General features: G+C 44.3%; 22 protein-coding genes. 6 read left to right on the forward strand and 16 right to left on the reverse strand.

The genetic code is table 11. The annotated features are described in order from the left end of the window. Positions 1 to 25: 25 nt before the first annotated feature. The gene (locus tag PCC7418_RS12235; RefSeq protein WP_015226503.1) at positions 26 to 520 is read left to right on the forward strand and encodes a DUF192 domain-containing protein; all 495 of its coding nucleotides are present in this window, start codon (positions 26 to 28) and stop codon (positions 518 to 520) included. Between the two features lie 32 nt (positions 521 to 552). Here the strand turns inward: PCC7418_RS12235 and PCC7418_RS12240 are convergent, their stop codons facing one another. From PCC7418_RS12240 to PCC7418_RS20595, 3 genes are all read right to left on the reverse strand, one after another. Next, the gene (locus PCC7418_RS12240; protein WP_015226504.1) at positions 553 to 3,636 is read right to left on the reverse strand and encodes a valine--tRNA ligase; all 3,084 of its coding nucleotides are present in this window, start codon (positions 3,634 to 3,636) and stop codon (positions 553 to 555) included. A gap of 62 nt (positions 3,637 to 3,698) precedes the next feature. Then, positions 3,699 to 4,622, reverse strand: a complete 924-nt coding sequence (locus PCC7418_RS12245; RefSeq protein WP_015226505.1) for a TIGR01777 family oxidoreductase — start codon at positions 4,620 to 4,622, stop codon at positions 3,699 to 3,701. A 230-nt stretch (positions 4,623 to 4,852) separates the two neighbouring features. Continuing rightward, entirely contained in the window at positions 4,853 to 4,993 is a 141-nt protein-coding gene (locus PCC7418_RS20595) for a hypothetical protein (RefSeq protein WP_015226506.1), read from the reverse strand. A gap of 220 nt (positions 4,994 to 5,213) precedes the next feature. On the opposite strand from PCC7418_RS20595, the gene PCC7418_RS12255 reads away from it, so the two are divergent. Then, the gene (locus PCC7418_RS12255) at positions 5,214 to 5,801 is read left to right on the forward strand and encodes a J domain-containing protein (RefSeq protein WP_015226507.1); all 588 of its coding nucleotides are present in this window, start codon (positions 5,214 to 5,216) and stop codon (positions 5,799 to 5,801) included. A 60-nt stretch (positions 5,802 to 5,861) separates the two neighbouring features. On the opposite strand, the gene PCC7418_RS12260 is transcribed toward PCC7418_RS12255, so the two are convergent. The 3 genes from PCC7418_RS12260 to PCC7418_RS12270 all read right to left on the reverse strand — a co-directional run bounded on the left by PCC7418_RS12260 (position 5,862) and on the right by PCC7418_RS12270 (position 9,014). Then, a complete protein-coding gene (locus PCC7418_RS12260; RefSeq protein ID WP_015226508.1) occupies positions 5,862 to 7,052 on the reverse strand; it encodes a class I SAM-dependent methyltransferase in 1,191 nt (396 codons plus the stop codon). 161 nt (positions 7,053 to 7,213) lie between these two features. Next, positions 7,214 to 7,717: a hypothetical protein gene (locus PCC7418_RS12265; protein ID WP_015226509.1), complete on the reverse strand. Its 504-nt coding sequence runs from the start codon at positions 7,715 to 7,717 to the stop codon at positions 7,214 to 7,216. A 136-nt stretch (positions 7,718 to 7,853) separates the two neighbouring features. Continuing rightward, positions 7,854 to 9,014 carry an IscS subfamily cysteine desulfurase gene (locus PCC7418_RS12270; RefSeq protein WP_150107148.1) on the reverse strand — a complete coding sequence of 387 codons (1,161 nt, stop codon included), beginning with the start codon at positions 9,012 to 9,014 and terminating at the stop codon, positions 7,854 to 7,856. Between the two features lie 255 nt (positions 9,015 to 9,269). Between PCC7418_RS12270 and gap the strand changes: the two genes are divergently transcribed. Then, entirely contained in the window at positions 9,270 to 10,262 is a 993-nt protein-coding gene (gene gap / locus PCC7418_RS12275; protein ID WP_015226511.1) for a type I glyceraldehyde-3-phosphate dehydrogenase, read from the forward strand. Between the two features lie 100 nt (positions 10,263 to 10,362). Here the strand turns inward: gap and glnA are convergent, their stop codons facing one another. The 10 genes from glnA to purC all read right to left on the reverse strand — a co-directional run bounded on the left by glnA (position 10,363) and on the right by purC (position 20,656). Continuing rightward, the gene (gene glnA / locus PCC7418_RS12280; protein ID WP_015226512.1) at positions 10,363 to 11,787 is read right to left on the reverse strand and encodes a type I glutamate--ammonia ligase; all 1,425 of its coding nucleotides are present in this window, start codon (positions 11,785 to 11,787) and stop codon (positions 10,363 to 10,365) included. Between the two features lie 118 nt (positions 11,788 to 11,905). Then, positions 11,906 to 12,829, reverse strand: a complete 924-nt coding sequence (locus PCC7418_RS12285) for a class I SAM-dependent methyltransferase (RefSeq protein WP_015226513.1) — start codon at positions 12,827 to 12,829, stop codon at positions 11,906 to 11,908. A gap of 110 nt (positions 12,830 to 12,939) precedes the next feature. Beyond that, complete coding sequence (locus PCC7418_RS12290) at positions 12,940 to 13,254, reverse strand: DUF4926 domain-containing protein (protein WP_015226514.1); 315 nt, start codon at positions 13,252 to 13,254, stop codon at positions 12,940 to 12,942. 130 nt (positions 13,255 to 13,384) lie between these two features. Then, on the reverse strand, positions 13,385 to 13,909 hold the full coding sequence (locus PCC7418_RS12295; protein ID WP_015226515.1) for a DUF2808 domain-containing protein: 525 nt from the start codon (positions 13,907 to 13,909) through the stop codon (positions 13,385 to 13,387). 86 nt (positions 13,910 to 13,995) lie between these two features. Continuing rightward, positions 13,996 to 15,156 (reverse strand): lipid-A-disaccharide synthase, encoded by a 1,161-nt coding sequence (gene lpxB, locus PCC7418_RS12300; RefSeq protein WP_015226516.1) that lies wholly within the window; start codon positions 15,154 to 15,156, stop codon positions 13,996 to 13,998. 8 nt (positions 15,157 to 15,164) lie between these two features. Further along, positions 15,165 to 15,965, reverse strand: a complete 801-nt coding sequence (gene lpxA, locus PCC7418_RS12305) for an acyl-ACP--UDP-N-acetylglucosamine O-acyltransferase (protein ID WP_015226517.1) — start codon at positions 15,963 to 15,965, stop codon at positions 15,165 to 15,167. A gap of 11 nt (positions 15,966 to 15,976) precedes the next feature. Continuing rightward, the gene (gene fabZ, locus PCC7418_RS12310; protein ID WP_015226518.1) at positions 15,977 to 16,486 is read right to left on the reverse strand and encodes a 3-hydroxyacyl-ACP dehydratase FabZ; all 510 of its coding nucleotides are present in this window, start codon (positions 16,484 to 16,486) and stop codon (positions 15,977 to 15,979) included. A gap of 231 nt (positions 16,487 to 16,717) precedes the next feature. Further along, the gene (lpxC, locus tag PCC7418_RS12315; RefSeq protein ID WP_015226519.1) at positions 16,718 to 17,545 is read right to left on the reverse strand and encodes a UDP-3-O-acyl-N-acetylglucosamine deacetylase; all 828 of its coding nucleotides are present in this window, start codon (positions 17,543 to 17,545) and stop codon (positions 16,718 to 16,720) included. Between the two features lie 97 nt (positions 17,546 to 17,642). Further along, complete coding sequence (locus PCC7418_RS12320) at positions 17,643 to 19,721, reverse strand: BamA/TamA family outer membrane protein (protein ID WP_216086640.1); 2,079 nt, start codon at positions 19,719 to 19,721, stop codon at positions 17,643 to 17,645. A gap of 194 nt (positions 19,722 to 19,915) precedes the next feature. Then, complete coding sequence (purC, locus tag PCC7418_RS12325; RefSeq protein WP_015226521.1) at positions 19,916 to 20,656, reverse strand: phosphoribosylaminoimidazolesuccinocarboxamide synthase; 741 nt, start codon at positions 20,654 to 20,656, stop codon at positions 19,916 to 19,918. 61 nt (positions 20,657 to 20,717) lie between these two features. On the opposite strand from purC, the gene PCC7418_RS12330 reads away from it, so the two are divergent. The 3 genes from PCC7418_RS12330 to PCC7418_RS12340 all read left to right on the forward strand — a co-directional run bounded on the left by PCC7418_RS12330 (position 20,718) and on the right by PCC7418_RS12340 (position 23,064). Then, positions 20,718 to 20,978, forward strand: a complete 261-nt coding sequence (locus PCC7418_RS12330) for a hypothetical protein (RefSeq protein WP_015226522.1) — start codon at positions 20,718 to 20,720, stop codon at positions 20,976 to 20,978. A 37-nt stretch (positions 20,979 to 21,015) separates the two neighbouring features. Continuing rightward, a complete protein-coding gene (locus PCC7418_RS12335; RefSeq protein WP_015226523.1) occupies positions 21,016 to 21,402 on the forward strand; it encodes a DUF948 domain-containing protein in 387 nt (128 codons plus the stop codon). A gap of 369 nt (positions 21,403 to 21,771) precedes the next feature. Continuing rightward, complete coding sequence (locus tag PCC7418_RS12340; protein ID WP_015226524.1) at positions 21,772 to 23,064, forward strand: RNA-guided endonuclease TnpB family protein; 1,293 nt, start codon at positions 21,772 to 21,774, stop codon at positions 23,062 to 23,064. The last annotated feature ends 51 nt before the right edge of the window (positions 23,065 to 23,115 follow it).

Raw genomic sequence — 23,115 nt, forward strand, 5'->3', positions numbered from 1 at the left:
GTTAGTTAATAACTCACTTTCTAAAATGCTGCGTTTAAGTTGGATCATCTTATCTTGTTTATTACTCATTGGTTGTACTCCCAGTGATCGCTCAATAGCGAACTCCGAAAGACCTGCAACGGAGTCGCTGGCGCAAGAACTCCCGATTACCGCAGAAGTGGAAATTGGTGGGGAAACAATTAAATTAGAAGTTGCGAACACCCCAAAACAACAAGCGATTGGGCTAATGTATCGAGAAGAAATGCCAAAAAACAGAGGAATGCTGTTTCCCATGGATCCGCCACGAGTCCCTCGATTTTGGATGAAGAATGTTGAGGTTACCCTCGATATGATTTTTGTCCGCAATGGAAAAGTCAGCGCGATCGCGCATCAAGTTCCTCCTTGTGAAGAAGATCCTTGTCCTACTTATAGCCCTGACGTTGTGATTGATCAAGTGATTGAACTCCAAGGCGGACGCGCTCAAGAATTGGGATTAGAAATTGGCGATTCGATCTCAGTCCAGTTTGAACAAAATGAGTGACGCATCCCCCCAAGTGGGGGAGGTTTCATGCTTTACAGAAGTCTTGCTAGTCTCTCCCTTAAAATCGACTGTTGTTTTTCTGCTTCAGCAAGGGCATCTTTTGCCCCTTGTACCACTTCTGCTGGGGCTTTACTAACGAACTTTTCGTTATTCAAGCGACCTTGTAAGGATTTGACTTCTCCTTCCACTTTGCTGAGATTTTTCTCTAACTTACTGCGTAAGACTTCCACATCCACAACACCAGCCAGAGGAATTAACACTTGAATTGTTCCCACAACCCCTGCAATCACCTGCTGTTGATCTTCAGTTAAAGCAGACGTAACAGTTAATTCTTCGACTTTGGCTAAATCACGGATATATTTCTGCGCTTTACTCAAAATCTCTCGTTCTTTTTCACTCTCACTTTGCAGAATGACATTCACTTTCAGACCTGGCTTAATGCCCGCTTCCGCCCGTAAATTACGGATGGTGCGAATCGTCGCAAAGGTTAACGCAAACTCTTGTTCCAGTTGCGGATTAATCAGCGTATTGTGAGGACTAATCGCACTGGTTTCACCAAAAGTTTCACCCAAAAGTTCCTCTTTTGTCTCCCGCACTAACTTCCCAAACGCCTCTCGTTTTTGTTGAGTCAGTAGATAGCGATAGATAAACCATCCGCTATAGCCCACCCCAACTAATTTCAAGAAACTGGGAATGAGAGGGAACTGTTCTAAGGTGAGAATAAAAGCAAAAACCAGAGTAAAGATAAACACTCCGAAAATACCAATTCCGACTCGGGTTAAGAGACGCTGATTTAACTGTTTCGGGAAGGTATTAATCTGATTTTGAATGTCTTCCCAAAGATTCTTACTCTCTCCTGCTGTCAATTCTGGGCGACCTCCCACTAACTCATCAACTTCGGGATAAGCTTGTAAAGCCAGAGTATCCTCAGATAATTCAGTGAGGGTATGCCAGATTTCTTCCGTAACGTGAGGCATAAAGGGATGCAAAAGTTTTAAAATCCCTTCCAGAACATAACCAAGCGTTTGTTGGGCAACTAAGCGCGATTCAGGGTTATTTTGATCATTCAGGCGTGATTTAACCAGTTCAATATACCAGTCGCAGAAATCCCCCCAAATAAAGTCATATAAGCCTTGGGCTGCTTCCCCTAAACCATAACTTTCGATTTGCTGGCGCGTTGTTTTAGTAATTTGATTAAACCGAGATAGCATCCAGCGATCGCTGCTTTCTAATTTTTCCAGATCAGGCGTTCCCAACTGTTGCGGGGTTTTCCCATCTAGATTCATAAACACAAAGCGCGACGCATTCCACAGTTTATTGGCAAAATTGCGGGAGGCTTCCACAGAACTCGACTCATCCGTTTCGCGGTTGTATTGCAGACTAATATCTTGTCCTGCACCCGTCACTTCTCGAATTAACGTATAACGGAGGGCATCCGCGCCGTATTTGCGAATGAGGAATAGCGGATCAATGCCATTTCCTGCTGATTTCGACATTTTCTTCCCATTTTCATCCCGCACTAAGCCATGAATATAAACATCGCGGAAAGGCATCTGATCGGTAAAATGTCCCGACATCATCGTCATCCTGGCGACCCAGAAGAAGATAATATCAAAGCCAGTGACGAGGGTAGTATTGGGGAAGTAAGTCTTGAAATCGTCTGTTGCTTCGGGCCATCCTAATGTGGAGAAGGGCCATAACCCAGAGGAAAACCAAGTATCAAGGGCATCCGCATCTTGTTGTAATTCGATATCATTACCATATTGCGCGATCGCGCGGTCTTTGGCTTCTTCTTCACTATGGGCGACAATAAACGGCGTTTCATCCGTAATTTGTCCATTCGTCTCGCTAATAACATACCATGCAGGAATCTGATGTCCCCACCACAGTTGTCGGGAAATACACCAGTCTCTTAGCTTCACCAGCCAATCGCGATAGACTTTCTTCCAGCGTTGGGGAACAAAATAAGGGGAGTTTTCCTGATCGAGACAGTCAAGGGCTTTTTTCGCAAGGGGATCAATCTTGACAAACCATTGCGTCGAAATTAATGGTTCAATGGGAACTTTACCGCGATCGCTATAAGGAAGAGTCGAAACATAATCTTCCACCTTCACCAAACAGCCTTCTTCCTCTAACCGCTTCACCACATTTTTTCGCGCTTCAAAGCGGTCTTGACCCACAAACTCACCGCCATTGTCATTAATCGTCCCATCTTCATTCATCACCGTAATAAACGGCAAATTATGACGTTCTCCCATTGCAAAGTCATTAGGATCATGGGCAGGCGTAATCTTAACACAACCTGTACCAAAAGAAGAATCCACATATTCATCTGCAATAATCGGAATTTCTCGTCCCATGAGAGGTAAAGTTAGGGTTTTCCCAATCATGTCTTGATACCGTTCATCATTGGGATTCACCGCCACAGCCGTATCTCCTAACATCGTCTCAGGTCGGGTGGTCGCTACCTCGATCGCGCCAGTTCCATCTGTGAGAGGATAACGGAAATGCCACAGATTCCCGTTCACTTCCTTATTTTCTACTTCTAAATCAGAAATCGCGGAACGAGAGGCTGGACACCAGTTCACCATGTATTTTCCGCGATAAATCAAGCCTTCTTCATATAACTTGACAAACGCAGTACGAACGGCTGCAGATAGCCCATCATCCATGGTGAAGCGTTCCCGCGACCAATCTGCGGATAAACCTAATCGTTCTAACTGATTAACAATACTCCCGCCAGACTCTTCTCGCCACTGCCAAGCCCGTTCTAAAAACTTCTCCCGTCCAATATCGAAACGGCTTAACCCTTCTTCTTGAAGTTGTTTATCAATAATGGCTTGCACTGCAATACTGGCATGATCCGTTCCTGGAAGACAAAGCGTATTATCGCCACGCATCCGATGATATCGCACCAACACATCAATCAACGCCGTATTAAAAGCGTGACCCATGTGCAGACTCCCCGTCACATTCGGCGGAGGAATCACAATACAAAACGGTTTTCCTCCCTTTTTAGGATCGGCCTTAAATACCTCTTGATCCGCCCAAAACTGTTGCCATTTCGCTTCGGTCGTTGAAGGATCATATTGACTTGCCAGTGTCGTCTCAGTCATTCTCGTTATCTCCTCTTTTATGATTACTGATTAAGTTTAGGAAGCCGTTCACTGGTAACTGATCACGGTTTAACGATATCAGCCAACGCAGGTTTAACCCTCGGATATTGATAAGTAAAGCCTTGTTCTTGCGTGCGTTTTGGAAGTACCTTTTGCCCTTCGAGAACCGCTTGCGCTGCTTCCCCTAAAAGTAATTTCAACGCCAATTCAGGAACGGGTAACCAAGATGGACGTTTCATCACCTCTCCCAAATTTTCACATAATTCTGACATTCGTACAGGGTTCGGTGCAGTCGCATTATAAATCCCCTGATAGTCTGGAGAATTGATCGCAGTTTCAATCAAGTTTACTAAATCATCAATATGAATCCAAGAAAACCACTGTTGTCCTGTTCCCAAAGGCCCCCCAGCAAACAATCGAAATGGGGTTAACATTTTTCCTAATGCCCCCCCTTCTCCTAAAACAATACCGAACCTAAGAATAACTAACCGAGTATCTGTTGTCTCCACTTCTTTTGCAGCAGCTTCCCACTTCTGACACACCGAAGCCAGAAAATCATCTCCAGAATTGCTACTTTCATCAAAGGTTGCGGTTTCACTCGTGCCATAATACCCGACAGCAGACGCATTGACGAGAACTGTCGGTTTGGTTTCCGCCTTTGGCATCGCTTCCACAATATATTGAGTGGTTTTGATTCGAGAATCGAGAATTTCCTGTTTCCGTTCTGGAGTCCACGGTTCATCCGCAATTCCCGCACCCGCTAAATTAACCACTGCTTCTGAGTCTGCAATTTTCTCTTGCCATGCTCCCCCTTGCATCGGATCATACTGAACAATTTCCACTTTGGGAAAGACCTTCTTGGGAAATATGCGTTCTCCTCGTTGTTGATTGCGTGTGAAAACCAAGAGACTATGCCCAAGATTTGCTAATTTTTGCACCAGCCGTGTTCCGACAAAGCCAGTTCCACCTGTAATTGCAATTTTCATAAAAGCTAGTTTAGATTGATATTTTTAATTTACTCAAACCCATCATTATAGCGCGTCAAGGAAAGAAACTGAATTGGGAGATAGCAATTCTCTCCACTGGCGAGGTGCATGAGGACAGTTAGATTTTGAAAAGGAAATATTACGCTTGGTGCAGCAGCTAGATCACGCTGATTGATCCGAACCTAGAAGTCCCATCTCAGGAGAGGAAAGAGTTGAGGCAAGCGGGAAACTTACTCTACCGCATAAGCCACTTGTAACGCCCAAACAATTAAAGCAGCGATCGCGCCTAGGACAACAACCGAGGAAATCGCCACAACCACAGGTTTATCCGCCCCACTAAATTTCATAATTCCGCGATCAAGATCAGACATTGCTTTTTACTCCTTACATTCCGAAATAACTTTTAACACTCTAATTTTATCAAACCTTTTCCCCTTCACCCGAAGTTATGCCTAAACTAACCGACGCTTCCCCACGAACAGCTAACGATTCCAGAACACAGACAAGCCGATCAAATGAGAGTTGAGTTTCCAAGCATTTCTAGCTATAGTAAGCAATTAAGAGTTAAGTTTTTTCCCTGAGAAGTGAGCAATGGAACTGGTAGAATGTTATCGGTTATTAGAATTAAGTCCCAATGCAGGGATCGAAGAGATCAAAGCCTCCTATCGCCGTTTAGCCAGACGCTATCATCCTGACGTTAATCCCCATAATCGCGAACAAGCCCACACCCAATTTATTCGCGTGACCGAAGCCTATAAATATCTTCTCGAACGAGTTTCTCAAGGCGGAAGCCCCACTGACTTTTCCCATCAAGATAGTGCTTCATCGGTAAAAACAGAAGTTAAACACCAGACAAAAGCGACTTCTAAGCCCCCCTCAGAACTTGATCAAAAAGTCAAGTGGGATGCTTATAAAAAATTACAAGAGTTACTGAAAACGCAAAAATTTGCTCGGGCAACGACATTAGTAGAAAGTCTATCAAAACGCTTTCCCAATGATTCAGAAGTGCGTCAATGGCAAGCCATTACCTATCAACAACGGGGACGACAATTAGTGAATCAGGGACAGTTTGAACTGGCCCGAAAGTTCTTAAAAAAAGCACTCAGTACCGATCCCCATAATCGTTCCCTTTGGTACGAAGTTGATCGGGATTTTCAACGAATCGAGCCTTTATTATAGGAATTTTTGGACGGCTGAGAACAGTGACCAGTTACCAAAGAATAAAGAACAAATAATCAATTATCTATTTTGTCGAAAACCTAACAAGGGAGTGTTTTTTTCTGCTTGACTCATTCCCTTTCCTTGTAACAAAACCCCAAAGCCTCCTAACCCCATCGGATCGATTAACTGATGCAGTGCATCCCGTCGCTGCAAAATTTCCATCAGGTTGAATCCGCCTTGAGAGAGTTCATTGAGGCGATCGCCGAGACCTGAAGCCATTAAAAATAAGGCTTGCTGGGTAAAGTGATAAAACTCTAAGTTATACTGTTTGCCATAAGTTTCAAGCGCAGTAAAATCAACATGGCTGGTTAGGTCTTGTTGACCAATTAAATAATAAGGATCGTTATGGCGTTGATGTTGAACGTAGCATTGCAGCGTTCCTTCATATCGTTGAGGATCGTAATATTTCTCTGCGGAATAGCCATAGTCAATGGTTAATAAATAGCCTTGTTTTAAACAACGAGAAACTGTGGCTAGCCATGATTGAACCGCCAAGTTAACTTCTGTTTGAAAACCATCTGGATATTCAGAAGAAGGAAGGTTAATACCAACTGTTTGGAAGTATTTTTTAAGTTGAGGTGTCGAGAGATGATCCGTTACTTCTGTCAAGGGAGAGGGCTCTTTTTCTTCAGCAAGGGTGACATAAATTTCTTTGAGTGTTCCTGCTTCTATTTGTACTCGGTGTACGGGAAACGCATCCACTAATTCATTAGAAAAACAGCAACCCACTAAAGAGGAATCAGAAATATTATCCCAAGTTTCCCATCGCAACGTCACTTCATTTTCCCAAGTTTTGAGTTTGGCTTGTTGCTGTTCTCTCAAAGTAGGAGATTGTTCAATAATGTGATAGTGTAACGCCTGTAAGCATTGCGGATAATGTTGGGATAAATAACGGAGAATATCATCCGCTAATTCCCCTTTTCCCGCGCCCATTTCTACTAAATCAAAGGGATTCGGTTTCTCTAATTTCTCCCAGATTTCGACAAAATTTTCTGCTAATAATTCACCGAAATCACTTCCCAAAGAAGCAGCGGTAAAAAAGTCTCCTGCTTTACCGATATCCACCTGACCTGATGTATAGTATCCTTCTTGGGGATGGTATAGAACTAAGTCCATATAATCAGCAAAGGTAATTTTTTGCTCAGGAGAATTGGCAATTTTATTCTCAATAATAGAGATGAGTTGGTGATTAGACTGGGGTTGATTCATAAAGCTGAAAAGAGAGAAGGTCGAGAGTCTTACGGGCGTTAACAGCGTTCTAGCCCACCCATGTTATCTGAAATGGATGAATTCATGCTACACATAGATGACGTTTCTCTGTTTCTCACCCCTCAGCTTGATCAAGTTGATAGGAATTGCCATGATTGTCATTAAGCTGGGTTGGTATCGACTTGAGTTTTGATGGTTTCCCAAATGGACAACACTCCTTCTAGCCAACCTTGGGCAAAAATAATCCGACTTTCGGGATCCACTTCTAATAAATGAGCAAAATCAGGGTCATGCAGTCGGGCTTGTTCTGGATATTCTTTGAGGTCGAGAAAACTCCATAAGTAGTCTAATACGTCTTCATCCAGAGACTCCGCTAAAGGGCTAACTCGTTCAAAGTGACGGTAATCTTTGTAAGATAGTTTAGAACTAGAGCGAATTCCCAACTCAAAGCCTTCTTGACGCACTGTATGGAGAAGGACATTTTTTTCAGCCTGTAAGCGTTCTACCAGATTATCTTGTTCTTGTGCTTGTTGTTTGAGTTCTTGATGAGTAATAGCCATTTCTAAAGCCTCCTGACAAATTGAAGAAATGTTGAAGTTGTGTTTGACAGCTTGCAACCGTTCAAATAGCGCATCCGGAACGGCGATGGTAACTCTGTGGCTCACAACTTCCTCCTTTTTTTTGTGTACTCTTATACAATAACTCAGAAAATTGCATAACAACTGACAATTACATATTTTGTTACGTAATTTACAGAAATTAAAAATTGGTTATGTATCTCCATTGAAAATTCACAAGCCACTAGACTTTGGCTTTCTGTAAGGATTCAATGGTTGTTTTGGTATGCGCGATCGCGCTGTCTATCTCTTCTTCTGTGGTAAATCGTCCCATCCCAAACCGAATCGAAGCATTTGCCAGTGCTTTGCCTCTCCCTAAAGCGGTGATGACATGAGAGGGGGCTGTCGATTGTGAGGAACAAGCAGACCCTGAAGAAACTGCAATCACAGGTTGCAACCCTAAAATAAGCGCTGTCCCATCGACACCCGCCACACTGATGTTGAGGTTGCCTGGCAGCCGTTGCGTGGGATGACCGTTAAGATAAACCCCTTCCAGTTGCGATAATTCTTCCCAAGCGCGATCGCGCAGTTTAGATTGTCGTTCCCCTTCTGCATCCATTTCTGCAAGTCCTAATTCGACCGCTTTACCAAACCCCACAATTTGCGGGGGGTACAGCGTCCCTGAACGAAAATTCCGTTCTTGTCCACCGCCTTGGATTTGCGACGCGAGACGAACTTTTGGTTGACGACGGCGGACATATAACGCCCCAATCCCTTTCGGACCATAGAGTTTATGGGCTGTCAGCGACATCAAATCAATCTTCATCCCTTCCACATCCAGAGGAATTTTAGCCAGTGCTTGTGCTGCATCGGTATGAAATAAAACCCCTCTTTCCCGACAGATTTCACCAATGTCCGCGATCGGTTGTAAGACACCAATTTCGTTATTCGCAGCCATCACCGAAACCAGAATGGTGTCCTCCCGAATCGTTTCCTTCAAGGTTTCTAAATCAATCAATCCATCCTCTCCCACAGGGAGATAGGTCACTTCAAAGCCTAAACTTTCTAAATACTGACAGGGATCAAGTACCGCCCGATGTTCGGTTGCGACAGTAATAATATGTTGTCCCTGACTGAAATACGCCTCCGCCACCCCTTTAATGGCTAAATTATTCGCTTCCGTTGCACCACTGGTAAAAATGATTTCTTCGGGTGAAGCATTAATAGCTTGGGCGATCATCTCTCGGGCTTGTTTCACCCCTGCTTCAGCTTCCCAACCATAAGCATGAGAAACACTAGAGGGATTACCAAAATGTTCCGTGAAATAGGGCAACATCGCCTCTAACACTTGCGGATCAACAGGCGTGGTCGCGTGACAGTCAAGATAAATCGGGCGTTGCATAATAAACGAAGAAATCAACTTTATTTTTCATTTTTGCTTAAGGGGAGAGGGGGAGACAAGGTGAAGACAGCAAGGACAGTTGGTAACTGGTCACTGTTTAAAACTTTCCTAAGGAAGATTAATGCAATGAAGAGTCCTCTATTTCAATCTTAATGGGAAGGAGAGCAGTTTATTGTAAACAGTTTGCCTTGAGAGGGGGGGATATACTGACTAAGCAAAATTGAGAAAAATTACTCATGAGCCGGAGGACAAGATACCATGACACGAGTTGCGATTAATGGGTTTGGCAGAATTGGACGGGCGTTTATGCGGATCGCCCATGATCACCCCAAAGTCGAGGTTGTAGCCATTAATGATATTGCAATTAAAACTGACCAAGCAGCGTATATGTTGCAGTATGATTCGGTTTATCGTCGCTATCCAGGTGAAGTTTGTTGTGATGAGAAAGGTTTAGTCATTGATGGCAAAAGCGTTCCCATCTTAGCTGAAAAAGACCCTTCCGCTTTACCATGGAAAGAAATGGAGATTGATGTCGTAATTGAATCCACTGGTGTATTTCGGACGGCAGAAAAAGCAGGGCTTCATGTGGATGCAGGGGCAAAACGGGTGATTATTAGCGCCCCCGCCAAAGGCGATGTGCCCACGGTTGTCCATGGGGTGAATGATGATACCATTGATTCCGAGCGCGATCGCGTGATTTCTGCTGCTTCTTGCACGACTAACTGTCTCGCTCCCATTGCCTCCATTTTGGATAAGGAGTTTGGCATTGACAAAGGCTGGATGACAACAGTTCACGCTTACACTGCCGATCAGCGTCTGGTGGATATGGCGCATGACAGTTGGACTCGCGGACGCACCGCAGGGCAAAACATTGTCCCCACCAGCACTGGGGCTGCGGTTGCTGTGGGTTTAGTCTTACCGCAACTGAAAGGGAAACTCGACGGGATTGCGTTGCGCGTTCCCACTCCCACCGGATCAGTGGTTGACTTAAACGCAGTGTTAGGCAAAGAAGCCTCTGTAGAAGCCATTAATTCTGCCTTCAATAAATACGCAGAAGGAGAAATGAAACACATCCTAAAAACGAGCGAATGGCCCCTTGTTTCCTCTGATTGTGTGCAAGACCCCCATTCTTCTGTTGTTGACCTCAGTTCAACGAAAGTGATGGATGGGAATTTTGCGAAAATCCTTGCTTATTATGACAATGAGTGGGGTTATAGCAATCGTTTAGTTGATTTAGCAGAAGCGATGTAAGTCCCGTCCCTCGATATTTCATCTTTATAAAGCAAAAGCAGCAGGTTTTGACGATTCTAGAAATCCCTGCTGCTCAGCCATTTAAACCAATGTTGTGCTCTTAAGCGTCGTAGTAGAGAGAGAACTCGTAAGGATGGGGGCGCAAACGGAGAGGGTTCACTTCATTATCTAATTTGTACTCAATCCAGTTATAAACGAATTCTTCCGTGAAAACACCACCCTCAATTAAGAATTGATGGTCATTTTCTAGACATTCTAATGCAGCTTCTAAAGAACCAGGTGTGGAAGGAATTTTGCTTAATTCTTCAGGGCTGAGATCATAAATATCCACATCTAAGGGGTCACCCGGTTCAATTTGGTTTTTAATGCCATCAATTCCTGCACAAAGCATCGCAGCAAAAGCAAGATAAGGGTTACAAGTCGCATCAGGACAACGGAACTCTAAACGTTTTGCTTTCGGATTGCTTCCCGTCAAAGGAATACGCACGGACGCAGACCGGTTTCCTTGCGAGTAAACTAAGTTTACAGGCGCTTCAAAACCAGGGACTAAGCGTTTGTAAGAGTTGGTGGAAGGATTGGTAAAGGCAAGTAAGGCGGGAGCGTGTCGCAGAATACCACCGATATAATGACGGGCAGTTTCGCTTAAGTTAGCGTAACCACTCTCTCCCCAGAAGGTGGGTTGTCCATCTTTCCAAATGGATTGGTGAACGTGCATTCCCGACCCATTATCGTTAAAGATGGGTTTGGGCATAAAGGTAACACTGCGACCATATTTTCTGGCCACATTTTTAATGACATATTTATAGGTCATTAAATGGTCAGCAGCTTGAACTAATGTTCCAAAGCGGAAACCTAACTCATTCTGTCCACCGCTAGCAACTTCGTGGTGATGTTTTTCAATGGGAACCCCACAGTCCGCCATAGTCAACAGCATTTCCGTCCGCATATCTTGTAACGTATCCGTGGGAGGAACGGGGAAATATCCTTCTTTGTAGCGAGGTTTATAGCCTAAGTTACCACCAGCTTCTTCTCTTCCTGAGTTCCAACGTCCTTCAACACTGTCAACATGATAATAGGCTTCATTGTAGGTTTGGTTGAAGCGAACATCATCAAAAACGAAAAATTCTGCTTCTGGTCCGAAAAAGGCGGTGTCACCAATACCAGTGGAAATTAGATAATCAATGGCTTTTTGAGCAATAGTACGGGGGTCACGATCATAAAATTCTCCTGTCCGAGGTTCTTTAATTGAGCAGACGAGACTGAGAGTTTTTTCCTTCATGAAGGGATCGATCCATGCTGTTTTCGGATCAGGGACCATCATCATGTCAGACTCGTTAATGGACTTCCAACCGCGAATACTGGAACCATCGAAGGGAATCCCATCCGTAAAAGAATCCTCATCAATTTCGCTGCGATAAATAGAAAGGTGTTGCCAAATTCCAGGCAGGTCAATAAATTTGAGGTCGATGATTTTAATATCTTCATCCTGAATCATCCGCAGGACTTCAGCACCGGTTTCGGGCATGGCTTACTCCTTAAATTTGATTTTTAAGCATACGGTCTCGCCTCATCCTAGAGACTGACTTGGGCGGTTGTTTGTATTTAATGTTACAGAATCATCACATTTTCAAGGGAATTTAAAATTAGTCTTCGGGCTTGTAGGCGATAACTGTGCGATGGCGGGGACTGTTAGGAATAATCTTCGGTGCTGCAAATCCAGCATCGGTCAGGGCTTGGTGCAGATCAAGGGTAAAATATTCGTCGAGGTAAGGTTCGGTACTTTTGAGGAGGGTGAACACATAGGGGGGCATTTTTTGATAAACGGGGGATTGGGGATTCATATCCATGAGACAGAAATAGCCACCCGGTTTGACTAAGCGTTTGGCTTCTTGGAAAATGGCTTTTGCTGGCTGTTGAGGCAGTTCATGGAACATTAAAAACGCAGAGACCAGATCATAGCTGTGACTGGGTAACTCGGTTGCTTCGGCTGCTGCGTGTTGCCATTGGATGTTAAATTCTTTTTGACGGGCTTGATATTGCGCCACAGAGAGGAAGTAAGGGGAGAGATCGACCCCTGTTATCTTTGCTTCGGGATAACGCTCTTGGAGGGCAAAACTGCTCATCCCAACACTACAGCCTAAATCAACAATGGTTTCTGGTGTTGTTGGCAGTTGCTCTTGTAGAACTTCATGATAACTATCCCGTAACCGTTGGTCACCATCAGCACCGCTATCGTCCCACAGTTTGGCATGAACTGCATAGGCAGCCACTTCTACTTCTAGCGCTGCCTCCCAACTAAGATTCCCTTTTTCGTAGGCATGGAAAGAACAGGTGTAATAATCGGGATAGTTCAGGTTAGGATTTTGAATGGTTGCAAGTTCACTGTCCCAATCATGTTGTTTTAATTGTGCCACGCGATCGCGCCAAGGAACACCAATCTCCTCGGCTCGTTTAATCATCATATTTCGCGCCCGAGATTTCGCCATCTGATAAATCGGTTTAATCCCTAAAATGCCATTAACTAAACGCGATCTAAAGTCCGATTGAGTGACGGTGGTTGTTGTCATTTGCAGTCCTCATTTTTCTCCTTCTCAAATAACGAGGATAGCAGAAAATGAAAGAGAGAGAGAACAGAGCGAGAAAGGGCTTTCAATTCTTGATTGACTTGTCAAGAGCTTTATATCTTTTGTAATAAAAATTGAGCAAAATTTAAAATTTCTTCGCGTTTTTCTTCTGGCAAGTTGTTAACAATTGCCATCAGTTTATCCGTTGTACTTAACCATTCTTCTGTTTCTGCTTGCCAAACCACAATAAACTGCTCTGTGGAAAGCACACAAGAGTCAGTGGCTTCCTCAACCCCCTCAATAAATTCAATTTCAAAATGGGATTCATCTAAACTATCAATGATCCTTCCTTTATTACCAATCGCAAGATTATATTCGGGAAGATTGACAAGGAGTTCAACCAGATCATTGAGAGAGGGTTCAATCATAATTGTTTCTTTATTTTGAACGATTTCATTTATTTTTCCCCTCTTCCTAACTTTTTCTCAAACCATTATAAATGAGGCTGGGGTTAACTGAGTTACTCCCAACCTATAGTCTTTAAATGATTTTGCAGGCTTAGTCAATATCAATAATCCAAGTGCCAATATAACGGCGAATGGCAACATCGTTAGGAACATCAACCTGTGCATTAAAGTAGAATGTTCCCCCGAAACGAGGATTTTTAACATTAGAAAAAACGATTTCCACTTTGGTATCTGGTGCGATTGGTTCTTCTAAACTGAGAGACACCAACTGCTCTTCTTGATTCCACTCAATATTACTGAGTGGTTGTGGTTTCCCATCAATTCTTACTTCCATTTCGTCGGTATCAAATTTACCTTCATAATAGTCGGGATAGGTAATATAAAATTGAGACGCACCAAAGGGCAATTTTTTACTAGGAATTCGGAGACGATAGCGATCCCAACGTCCCGATTGTCCGTCAAAGTCGAGACGATAATCTAAGATATTTTCCCGCTTCACCCCACTAAAGATCGTTATCCCTGAGTTTCTGTTGCTTTGAGCGAGAGCCTCTAAAGTGGGGCTTAAGACAAGGAGACCCCCCCCTAAGATTAAAGCAGAGAATAATTTGTTCATCATAAAGAATAACACCTGAAAATATACTTTCTTTTCAATTTATCAGACTCTTGTCGGTAACCGTTGCGCCTGATGTGACAGAAACCAAATTAGCTCGGGAGAAGGGAGAGAATTTCTTTGGCAGCGCGATCGCGCACGCCAACTTCCCCTAAACCCGCTCTGACTTGTTGATAGCCTTTTAACATCGTATTTCGTTGCGAAGATTCTCTCAGAAGCGCGATCGCTTCTTGCACCACTCGCGAAACCGTTGCGTCCTCTTGCAATAATTCAGGAACAATAGGTTGGTTGACGACTAAATTAGTCGGTGAAATAAAGGGGACAGAAAAGTTTAAAAAGGTGCGTCCCAGCCAGATAGTCAAGGGATTAACGCGATATAACACCACTTGCGGAACATTGAGCAATGCTAATTCTAAATTGACCGTTCCCGACTTGGTAATCGCTAAATCCGCAGCAGCGATCGCGCTGAGGGTGTCTTCTACAACGTCCACAACAAGGGAATACTGATCAATTGCAGTTTCAATCGCCGACAAAAACTCAGGATTAGAAAGCGGTAATAAAAACTTCACATCGGGACATTTTTCTTGTAACACCACCGCTGCTTCTAAAATCACAGGTAAGAGAAACTGAATTTCCTGCCGACGAGAAGCGGGAATTAAGGCGACGATGGTTTCCTCGTCTGTGATGGCCAGTTGTTGACGGGCTTGGTCACGACTGGGGGCTGTTTCCATGCGATCTAACAAGGGATGTCCCACCCAAGTCACATTTACTCCTCGCGCTGCAAAAAAACGAGCTTCCTCTGGAAACACAGCCAGCAAGCGATCACTCACCCGAGCAATGGCGTTGGCATCTTCTGGAAACGGCGACCACACCCACGCTTGCGGGGCAATGTAATAAACAATGGGCAACTGGGGTAAATACTGACGTACATAATTCCCAATCGCCAAATTCGGCCCCATGTAATCAATTAAGACCAACACATCAGGAGGAGACTCCCGCAGAAACGCCTTTGCCCGTCGTTGTACCTTCAGCGTGGGGAGAACAAAAGGCAAGGATTCCAAAATCCCCACTGACCCAATATTGGTAGTATTGCCTAATAAAGTTGCCCCAGCCTTTGCCATCCGTTCCCCTCCCAAAGCAAATACCTCTAAAGGCAATTCCTCAGCTTGGGCTTGGCGATAGAGGGCTTCTACCAGCAACGCCCCTTGCAAATCCCCAGACACTTCTCCTGTACTGATAAATACCCTTGACATCACCGATTCTACGATCCTCCCTGCGGAGTTAACCCACGACGGTCACCACTGCGAGAGGCTTGAAGAAAGTGGTGTAAATGTTGTAGGGGTTCGGAATCGGAGAGACATTCTAATTGCACCAAGGCCTCTTCCAAGCGATAGCGCGATCGATAAAGGAGACGAAAGGCTTTTTTGAGTTCAGTAATCTCTTCACTGGTGTAACCTCGTCGTTTCAAGCCAATCAGATTTAAAGAACGCACTCGCGCTGGATTGCCTGCCACTAGGGTATAAGGAGGAACATCGCGATCGATGCGACTCATCCCTCCGACCATTGCCAACTTACCGATGTGAACAAACTGATGAATTCCCAAGACCCCACCAATGGTTGCTTTTTCTTCAATATGGACATGACCAGCAAGGGCGACGTTATTTGCAATCACTACTCCATCTCCAATCACACAATTATGAGCTACATGGACACACGCCATAAGTAAGGTATGATTGCCGACTTCTGTAATTTCTCCTTCGCCCGTCGCGCGGTTAATGGTGACGTACTCACGGATGAGATTATCATCGCCAATTTTAACCCAACTGTTTGCCCCTTGATACTTCAAATCTTGGGGTTCTAAGCCAATAACCGCCCCTGGAAAAATCCGATTATTTGCCCCAATTTCTGTGGGTCCTTCAATCACAACATGAGAACCAATGGTCGTCTCCGCACCAATTTTGACGTTATCTCCAATGACGGCATAGGCCCCAATTTTGACGTTCGGGGCGATTTCGGCTCGATCAGAAATCACAGCAGTGGGATGAATTAATGATGTACCCACAAAACCTCTCCTTACTCGAACAAGGAAAACAGCATGACTCCTTCGGCAGCCACTTGGTTATCAACCGTAGCGCGTCCGTGCATTTTGCCAAAGCCTCGTTTGAAAGAGAGTAGCTCAACACTCATGATTAACTGGTCGCCAGGGACGACTGGACGACGGAAGCGAATTTTATCAATTCCTGCAAACGCGAAGAAACTGCCTTCGACACTGGGGAGTTGAGTCAACACCACCCCTCCCACTTGCGCCATTGCTTCCACAATGAGAACCCCTGGCATGATGGGACGATTGGGAATATGTCCTTGAAAATGGGGTTCATTAAAAGTCACATTTTTGAGTCCCACTGCGCTTTCACCAGGAACATAATCAATAATGCGGTCAACCAAGGCAAAGGGGTAACGATGGGGAAGTAGTTGTTGGATTTCCTCAACCGTATAGACGGTTTTTGTCGTTTCGGAAGCAGAATGAGAAGAGTGATCAGAGGTGGATGCGAGATGAGAAGGTTCGGAAGTTACTGAAGACATAAGTCGTGTTTACAAAAGTTAAAATTTACGGGTGAAAATGGTTTCGGAAGGTCTGGACATCACTTGGAGTACGTCGAACTGGATTGAAGACAACCCCCGAGAGGAGTGATGGAAGTTCTGAAGAAGGCTCAGAACTTATGCCCCGAAATGACGCACTCGTTAAGTTAATTTTAAGGGGTTCGGGGATCATTTCAGTTACCCATTACCCGTTAGCCACTAATCAACAATGAGTTATTGATTGGTGAGGCGTTGCGCCAGACGAATATGTAAGCGGTGACTGGCTTTGTAGGCAACAATATGGGCTTGGGGAAGGCTTCCCAAGAGGCTTAAATCACCCACTAAATCTAACAGTTTATGACGAACCGGTTCATTTGCAAAGCGTAAAGGCGGATTTAACCAACCGTCTTCGTTACAAACGAGAGCATTCTCAAGGCTTCCTCCTTTGATTAATCCTGCTTTTTGCAGGGCTTCCACTTGTTCAGCAAGGACAAACGTTCTCGCTGGCGCGATCGCGCTGTGATAGTCTTCTTGCTCCAGTTGCCAACTATACCATTGTTGACCGATGGCGGGAACGGGAAAATCAATCCCATAACTGAATCGGGTAGTGTTCGCGGGGAAAGCTGCAACAATCGCGTCTTCTTCTTGGACTGAGACGGGGGTAGTCACCTGAATCCCCAATTTTTGTTCCCCTTGACAACTCATGCGCCCAACTTTCGCTAACTGCTCAACCCAATCCTTTCCAGACCCATCAAGCAAAGGCAATTCCGCGCCATTCACTTCAATTCTGGCGTTATCAATCCCCTGACCCACTAACGCTGATAATAAATGTTCTACCGTACGCACTGTTGCCTCCCCATTAGCGAGTTCCGTTGACATTTGGGTTTGGCTGACTGCATTCACCGTTGCAGGAATCGTGGGGGTCTTCGGTAAATCGGTGCGGACAAAGTAGCGTCCCTCATCCGCCGTTGCTGGTTTAACGGTTACCGTTACCTTTTCTCCAGAATGGAGACCGACACCTGTGAGAGTAAAAGATTGCGCGATCGTTTGTTGTTTGGTCATTGGTCATTAGAGACGTTCCATGGAACGTCTGTAAATTAGTCATGAGTCATTAGACAACAAATGACAAAGGACAAAGGACAAAAAATTGTTCACTGACTTAAAAGCGTTCTCCAATCCCAAAATGAATCCGACTGTCGCCTTCATCATTGAGTCCAAAGTCAACTCGAATCGATCCGAGGGGAGATTGCACGCGAACGCCAGCCCCATAGCCAAAGCCACTACCCGGTTTATCTCGGACTTCAGCTGGCTCTCCTGGAACATCGTCACCAGTACCTAAATCAGTACCGACATCAATAAATAACGCCCCGCCAACAATCGAAAAAATGGGAAAACGATATTCTGCGGTGGCTTGGACAAAGCTGCGTCCCGCCCCCACATCTCCAAAGTCATAGCCTCGTACCGAATTCGTCCCTCCGAGGGAGAAGGCTTCATAAGGAGGTAAATCGCCGAAGACGGTTCCAGCTTGGACATTAAAAGCAAGGGTTTCTCCTCCTTCTTCACTGAAACTAGTAAAGTCCACGGGGATGAAATAACTATAACTTCCGCGCACTCGATTAAAGAGAATATTACCAGAACCCAAGGGAATGGATTGATCAATTCCTAAACGTAACACGGAACCATCAGTCGGTTGACGGGGATTATCGCGACGATCGCGCACCGCATCTAATTCCACCAAAAACAAATCATCTTCCCCACTCTCATCAAAAGCGAGTTGATTCCCCAATTCATCGACTGGGGAAATATCACCATCCTCATCTTGAATTTGAACGCGGTTATACTCTAGTCCCGCCGACAGTCTCCAATCGGGGCGGGTAAAGGGATCGGGAGCGAGAGGACGACTAAAAGTAACCCCACCCCCTGTTCTAACCACACGGGGACTATCGCCATTCGGTAAATCGACATTGGTTTCCCCTTCATCAAAAATCACAGAAATGGAACGGCGACGGAACAAATCCACCGCGTAGGAGGTGCGATTGGGATCTCCTGCAATCCAAGGATCAACAAATCGGGTATTAAACAGGAACGTCCGTCCGCCCACTTGCACTTCTGCGGATAAATTTTGATTATTCCCGCCTAAATTCTGTTCTTGGTAGCTGATTGTTCCAAACAAACCACTTTCCGAACTAATTCCAGCCCCTGCACCAATGGAACCCGTATTGCCTTCAACCACTTCAAAATTCAACACTACTTTACGAGGATCTTCACCGGGGCTAAAAGAAAGACTAGCATCTTCAAAAATGCCTAAGCCAAAAATCCGTTCTAAGTCAGCGCGAGCGGTTTCCCGTTGAAAAACATCCCCTTGGGATAATTCGACTTCTCGGGTGACAATGAAGTCGCGGGTGCGTCCTTCAATTTCATTTCCTTCTTCATCAAAGGTTTTGACCTGAATCTCTTCAATGACTCCTTCTGCAACCGTTAAGGTGACTACGCCATCGGGAGAAACCTCGGGGGAACCGACCACTTGCGCTAAGTCATAGCCATTGTCTTGATACCACTGATTCAGTTCTTCAATGTTGGCTTGCAGTTCCTGTAAATTGAGAATTTCCCCATACTGTTCGCTGAAAATGTTATTGACCACCGATTCGGGTAGCACTCTGGTTTCTGCTTCTTCTGGAACCGTATTCACCTGCACTTGTTCTAAAACGGGGTTCGGTTCGACAACAAAGGTCACCCGCACCCCGAGGGGGGTATCTTCGGGGACCACTCTCACGTTGCGGAAAAAACCCGTTGCAAAAATCGCATTGACATCTTCTTGCAGTTGCGATCGCGTGGTTAAGCGTCCAGGCTGGACATTGGTGGCTTCAAAGACAACATCTTCCAAACGTCCTTCTACACCTTCCACATCTACTTCCACAATTAACACTTGCGGTTCTTCTGCGGGAGAAGAAGTCTCAGGGGTTAGGGAAGGATCGGAATTATTGTTTTGACTGAGATTCTGGGGGGTCTCTTCCGTTACTGGGGTGGATTCGAGAGAAGAAGTCTCAGGGGTTAGGGAAGGATCAGAATGATTGTTTTGACCAACGGTCAAAGTCGGCGCATTCTGTTTAAAAAGGCGTAATCTGCGACTTAAATTTTTGGGTTCTACATTGGTTAAGGTTTGGGCAACAACTCCCTCTTTGGAACTGATGACAGAACAAAAAAGGGCTGTTGCTAAGACAGGAGATAAGCGAGACATTTTTATTGTTTTTAACACGTCCACACACCACATTTGCGATTGGTTAGTTGTTATATATAGCGTTTCTTAGTCTGTTGAGGGACAAAGCGAGTCGGTGGATGTTCATCGTTCATGAGCCTGTCGAACGGTCAAAGAACGAAGAACCAAAATTTAGAATGTACCTCAAGAAGCGTGAAAACTGCTATATTTATTGTTTATTCGTTACGAGTTGTCAATTCAATTTGTGACAATATTCGCGTTTGCACCTCCTCATAAGCGGATTCTACATTTCCTAAATCTTTACGAAAGCGGTCTTTATCCAAGACTCGTCCTTGGGGATCATCAGTTTGGCTTTGATCCCAAAGACGACAAGTGTCAGGGCTAATTTCGTCAGCCAGCAGTAAATTTTCCTCGGCATCTAAACCAAATTCTAATTTGAAATCAACCAGTGTAATCTGACAATCGCTAAAAAAGGTTTTCAGATAAGTATTAATCGCCAGTGCTTTACTTTGCAGTTGTTCGAGTTGGTTAAGACTGGCTAGATTGAGAATTAAAACGCGATCGCGCGTCAGTAGGGGGTCGCCTAACTCATCTTTTTTGTAATAAAATTCAACTAGGGGAAAGGGCAAAACTGTTCCTTCTTCCAGCCCTGTTTGTCGGCACAAACTTCCTGCAGCAATGTTGCGTACCACTACCTCTAACGGTAAAATAGTGACTGCTTTCACTCGCATTTGGTTTGAGGCAACTTGATCAATATAGTGGGTAGCAATCCCTTGTTGTTCAAGGAGTTGAAACAGTGTACTGCTGATGCGACAATTGATGACCCCTTTTTGCGCGATCGTGCCTTTTTTCTGGGCGTTAAACGCGGTTGCGTCGTCTTTAAAGTGGGTTAATAAAATTTGTGGGTCATCCGTGGGATAGATGATTTTTGCTTTTCCTTCGTATAGTTTTTCCATTTGGGAAATTTGCTTTATCGTTAGGGGTAAACCGTCAAGTATTTGAGGAATCGTTAACAGTATGCCAGAATCCAACCCCAGTAAAGATGAATTCCTTTACCCCCATTATCCCTATCGTGGGGAAGCTCAGCCCAAAAATATTGTTTTTAACGCGAATTTACAGGAGTTTGCTCAGAGAGTAAACTACATCTGTAACTTAGAAACGGGTGGTAAAATCACCTCCGAGGAAGCCTATCACCAAATTAAAGAATTATGGAAAGAATTAAAATCTTCTCGCAAAGGGTTAGAAATGGACGAACCCTCCAATCATGATGATAGTTAGGCATTTACCGTAACCTTTGATCCTGCACAATGGAACAATGATCAATCATAGTGGCATGAGTGACCCTGTATTTTGGCTGGCGTTATCCCTGTTTCTCGTTGCGATTAGCCTGAGCGCTGTCCTAGTCGCAGCGTTCCCTGCATTTTTGGAACTGGCGCGAGTGGCTCGTAGTGCAGAAAAGTTTTTTGATACCTTAGAAAAAGAACTCCCCTCGACTTTAGAAGCGATTCGCCTCACAGGGGAAGAACTGACGGAATTGACGAATGAAGTCAATACAGGAGTTAAAAGTGCGTCTCAGGTGGCAAAACGGCTTGATCGCGGGGTGACAACGGCTAAAAATCAAGCGCAGGGGGTGAAAAAGCAAACCCGAGGAGTGATTGCTGGTGTAAGAGTGGCTTGGAAAACTTGGCGGGGAACGCAGTGAATCAAAGGACGATCGCGCGATCGTCCTTCCAAGGCTAAAAATAATTCTTACAAAGATTAAGTCAGAAAGCCCTCGATTTCAAATCGAGGGACGGGGCTTTCAAGGTGCGGAGGAAACCTCCGCACACAGCCCCTCATGAATGACACAAACAAGGCTTTAGCCTTCTGTGTCATTGTAGTTTGGCATTTCTAAGGTATCAATCCAGTCCTCCACTAATTGAGTCATTGTTTTCCGTTTATATCTAGCATATAATCTCAACTTTTCAACTCTAGATGTTTCAATACGAAGGCTTAATCTTTGTTTATCCATTTTCCACCCTTTGGGTTTATTTTTATGTTATAATAATCTTAGCATTATTTTAGAAAGCCTATGTATGGATGTCAGCAAAATCGAATTAAACCAAGCTCTGAGGTCATTCCCATATTAGAACATATTTGCTATACGGCTAATAATCTCACTAATTGTGGGATTTATCTGGCTCGTCAAACTTTCTTTAATGAGAAAAGAATTATTGGCAAGTATGAACCAGAAGAAGTCCTAAAAGGACAGGTCAACTTCAAAGCCCTCTACTCTCAATGCGCTCAACAGGTTCTTAGAAGCGTTGCAGAATCTTTTAAGTCCTATAAGGGTTTGAGAAAAGCCTTTTTCAAAGGAGAAATTAGTAATCATCCTAAACTTCCCAATTATAGAAATAAAGGAGGGATGGCGGTTGCTTCCTACCCAAAACAAGCTCTGAAGTTAAAGAGTGGTCAAGTTAGAGTTCCTTTAGGGAAAACAATTAAAGCGTGGTTTGGTCGATCAGAGTTTTTTGTTCCTTTTCCTTCTAATTTAGAATGGGAGAGCATTAAAGAGTTAAGAATTCTTCCTAGAAACCGAGAGTTTTATATCGAATGGGTGTATGAAAGACCTGAAGTGAAAACTACAGTTAATTCTACCGAAGCACTAGGGGTTGATCCAGGCTTGGATAATTGGTTAACTTGCGTTTCCACCATTGGAGAGTCTTTTATCATTGATGGGAGGAAAGTTAAATCTCTCAATCAGAACTATAACCGTCGAGTGTCTTCTCTTAAAGAGGGAAAACCTCAAGGTTATTGGGACTTTGAGTTAGCTAGAATCACCGAAAAACGAAACCGTCAAATCCGAGATGCTGTTAATAAAGCAGCGAAAATGGTGATTAACTATTGCCTTAATAAGGATATAGGAATCATCGTTTTCGGTTGGAATAAAGGTCAGCGTCAAGGAGTCAATATAGGGAAGAAAAACAATCAGAACTTTGTCCAGATTCCCACTGCTAAATTAAAAAATCGGATTCAGCAGTTAGCAAAGGAACACGGTATTGAGTTTGTAGAAACTGAAGAATCTTATACCTCAAAAGCCTCTTTTCTAGATCGTGATTTGCTACCGACCTTCGGTGAAAAACCCGAAAGGTGGCAACCATCAGGACAAAGAGTGACCAGAGGGTGCTATCAAGATTCAAAAGGAAGAATTGTAAATGCCGATGCAAACGCAGCAGCAAACATCCTCCGAAAAGTAGAGATACAGCTAGGATTAGTCCTAGCCAAGGTCTGTAGAGCAGCTTTGAACCTGCCCCAGAGATTTTATCTTTGGAACTCCAAACGAAAAGCGCGAAGCATTATGGCTTTAGGAGGGGCTGTGTGCTGAATTCATTTCAGCACCCTGAAAGCCCCGTCTATCATGCGAAGCAACGTTTGG

It is taken from the genome of Halothece sp. PCC 7418 (assembly GCF_000317635.1).
Classification (GTDB): Bacteria; Cyanobacteriota; Cyanobacteriia; order Cyanobacteriales; family Rubidibacteraceae; genus Halothece.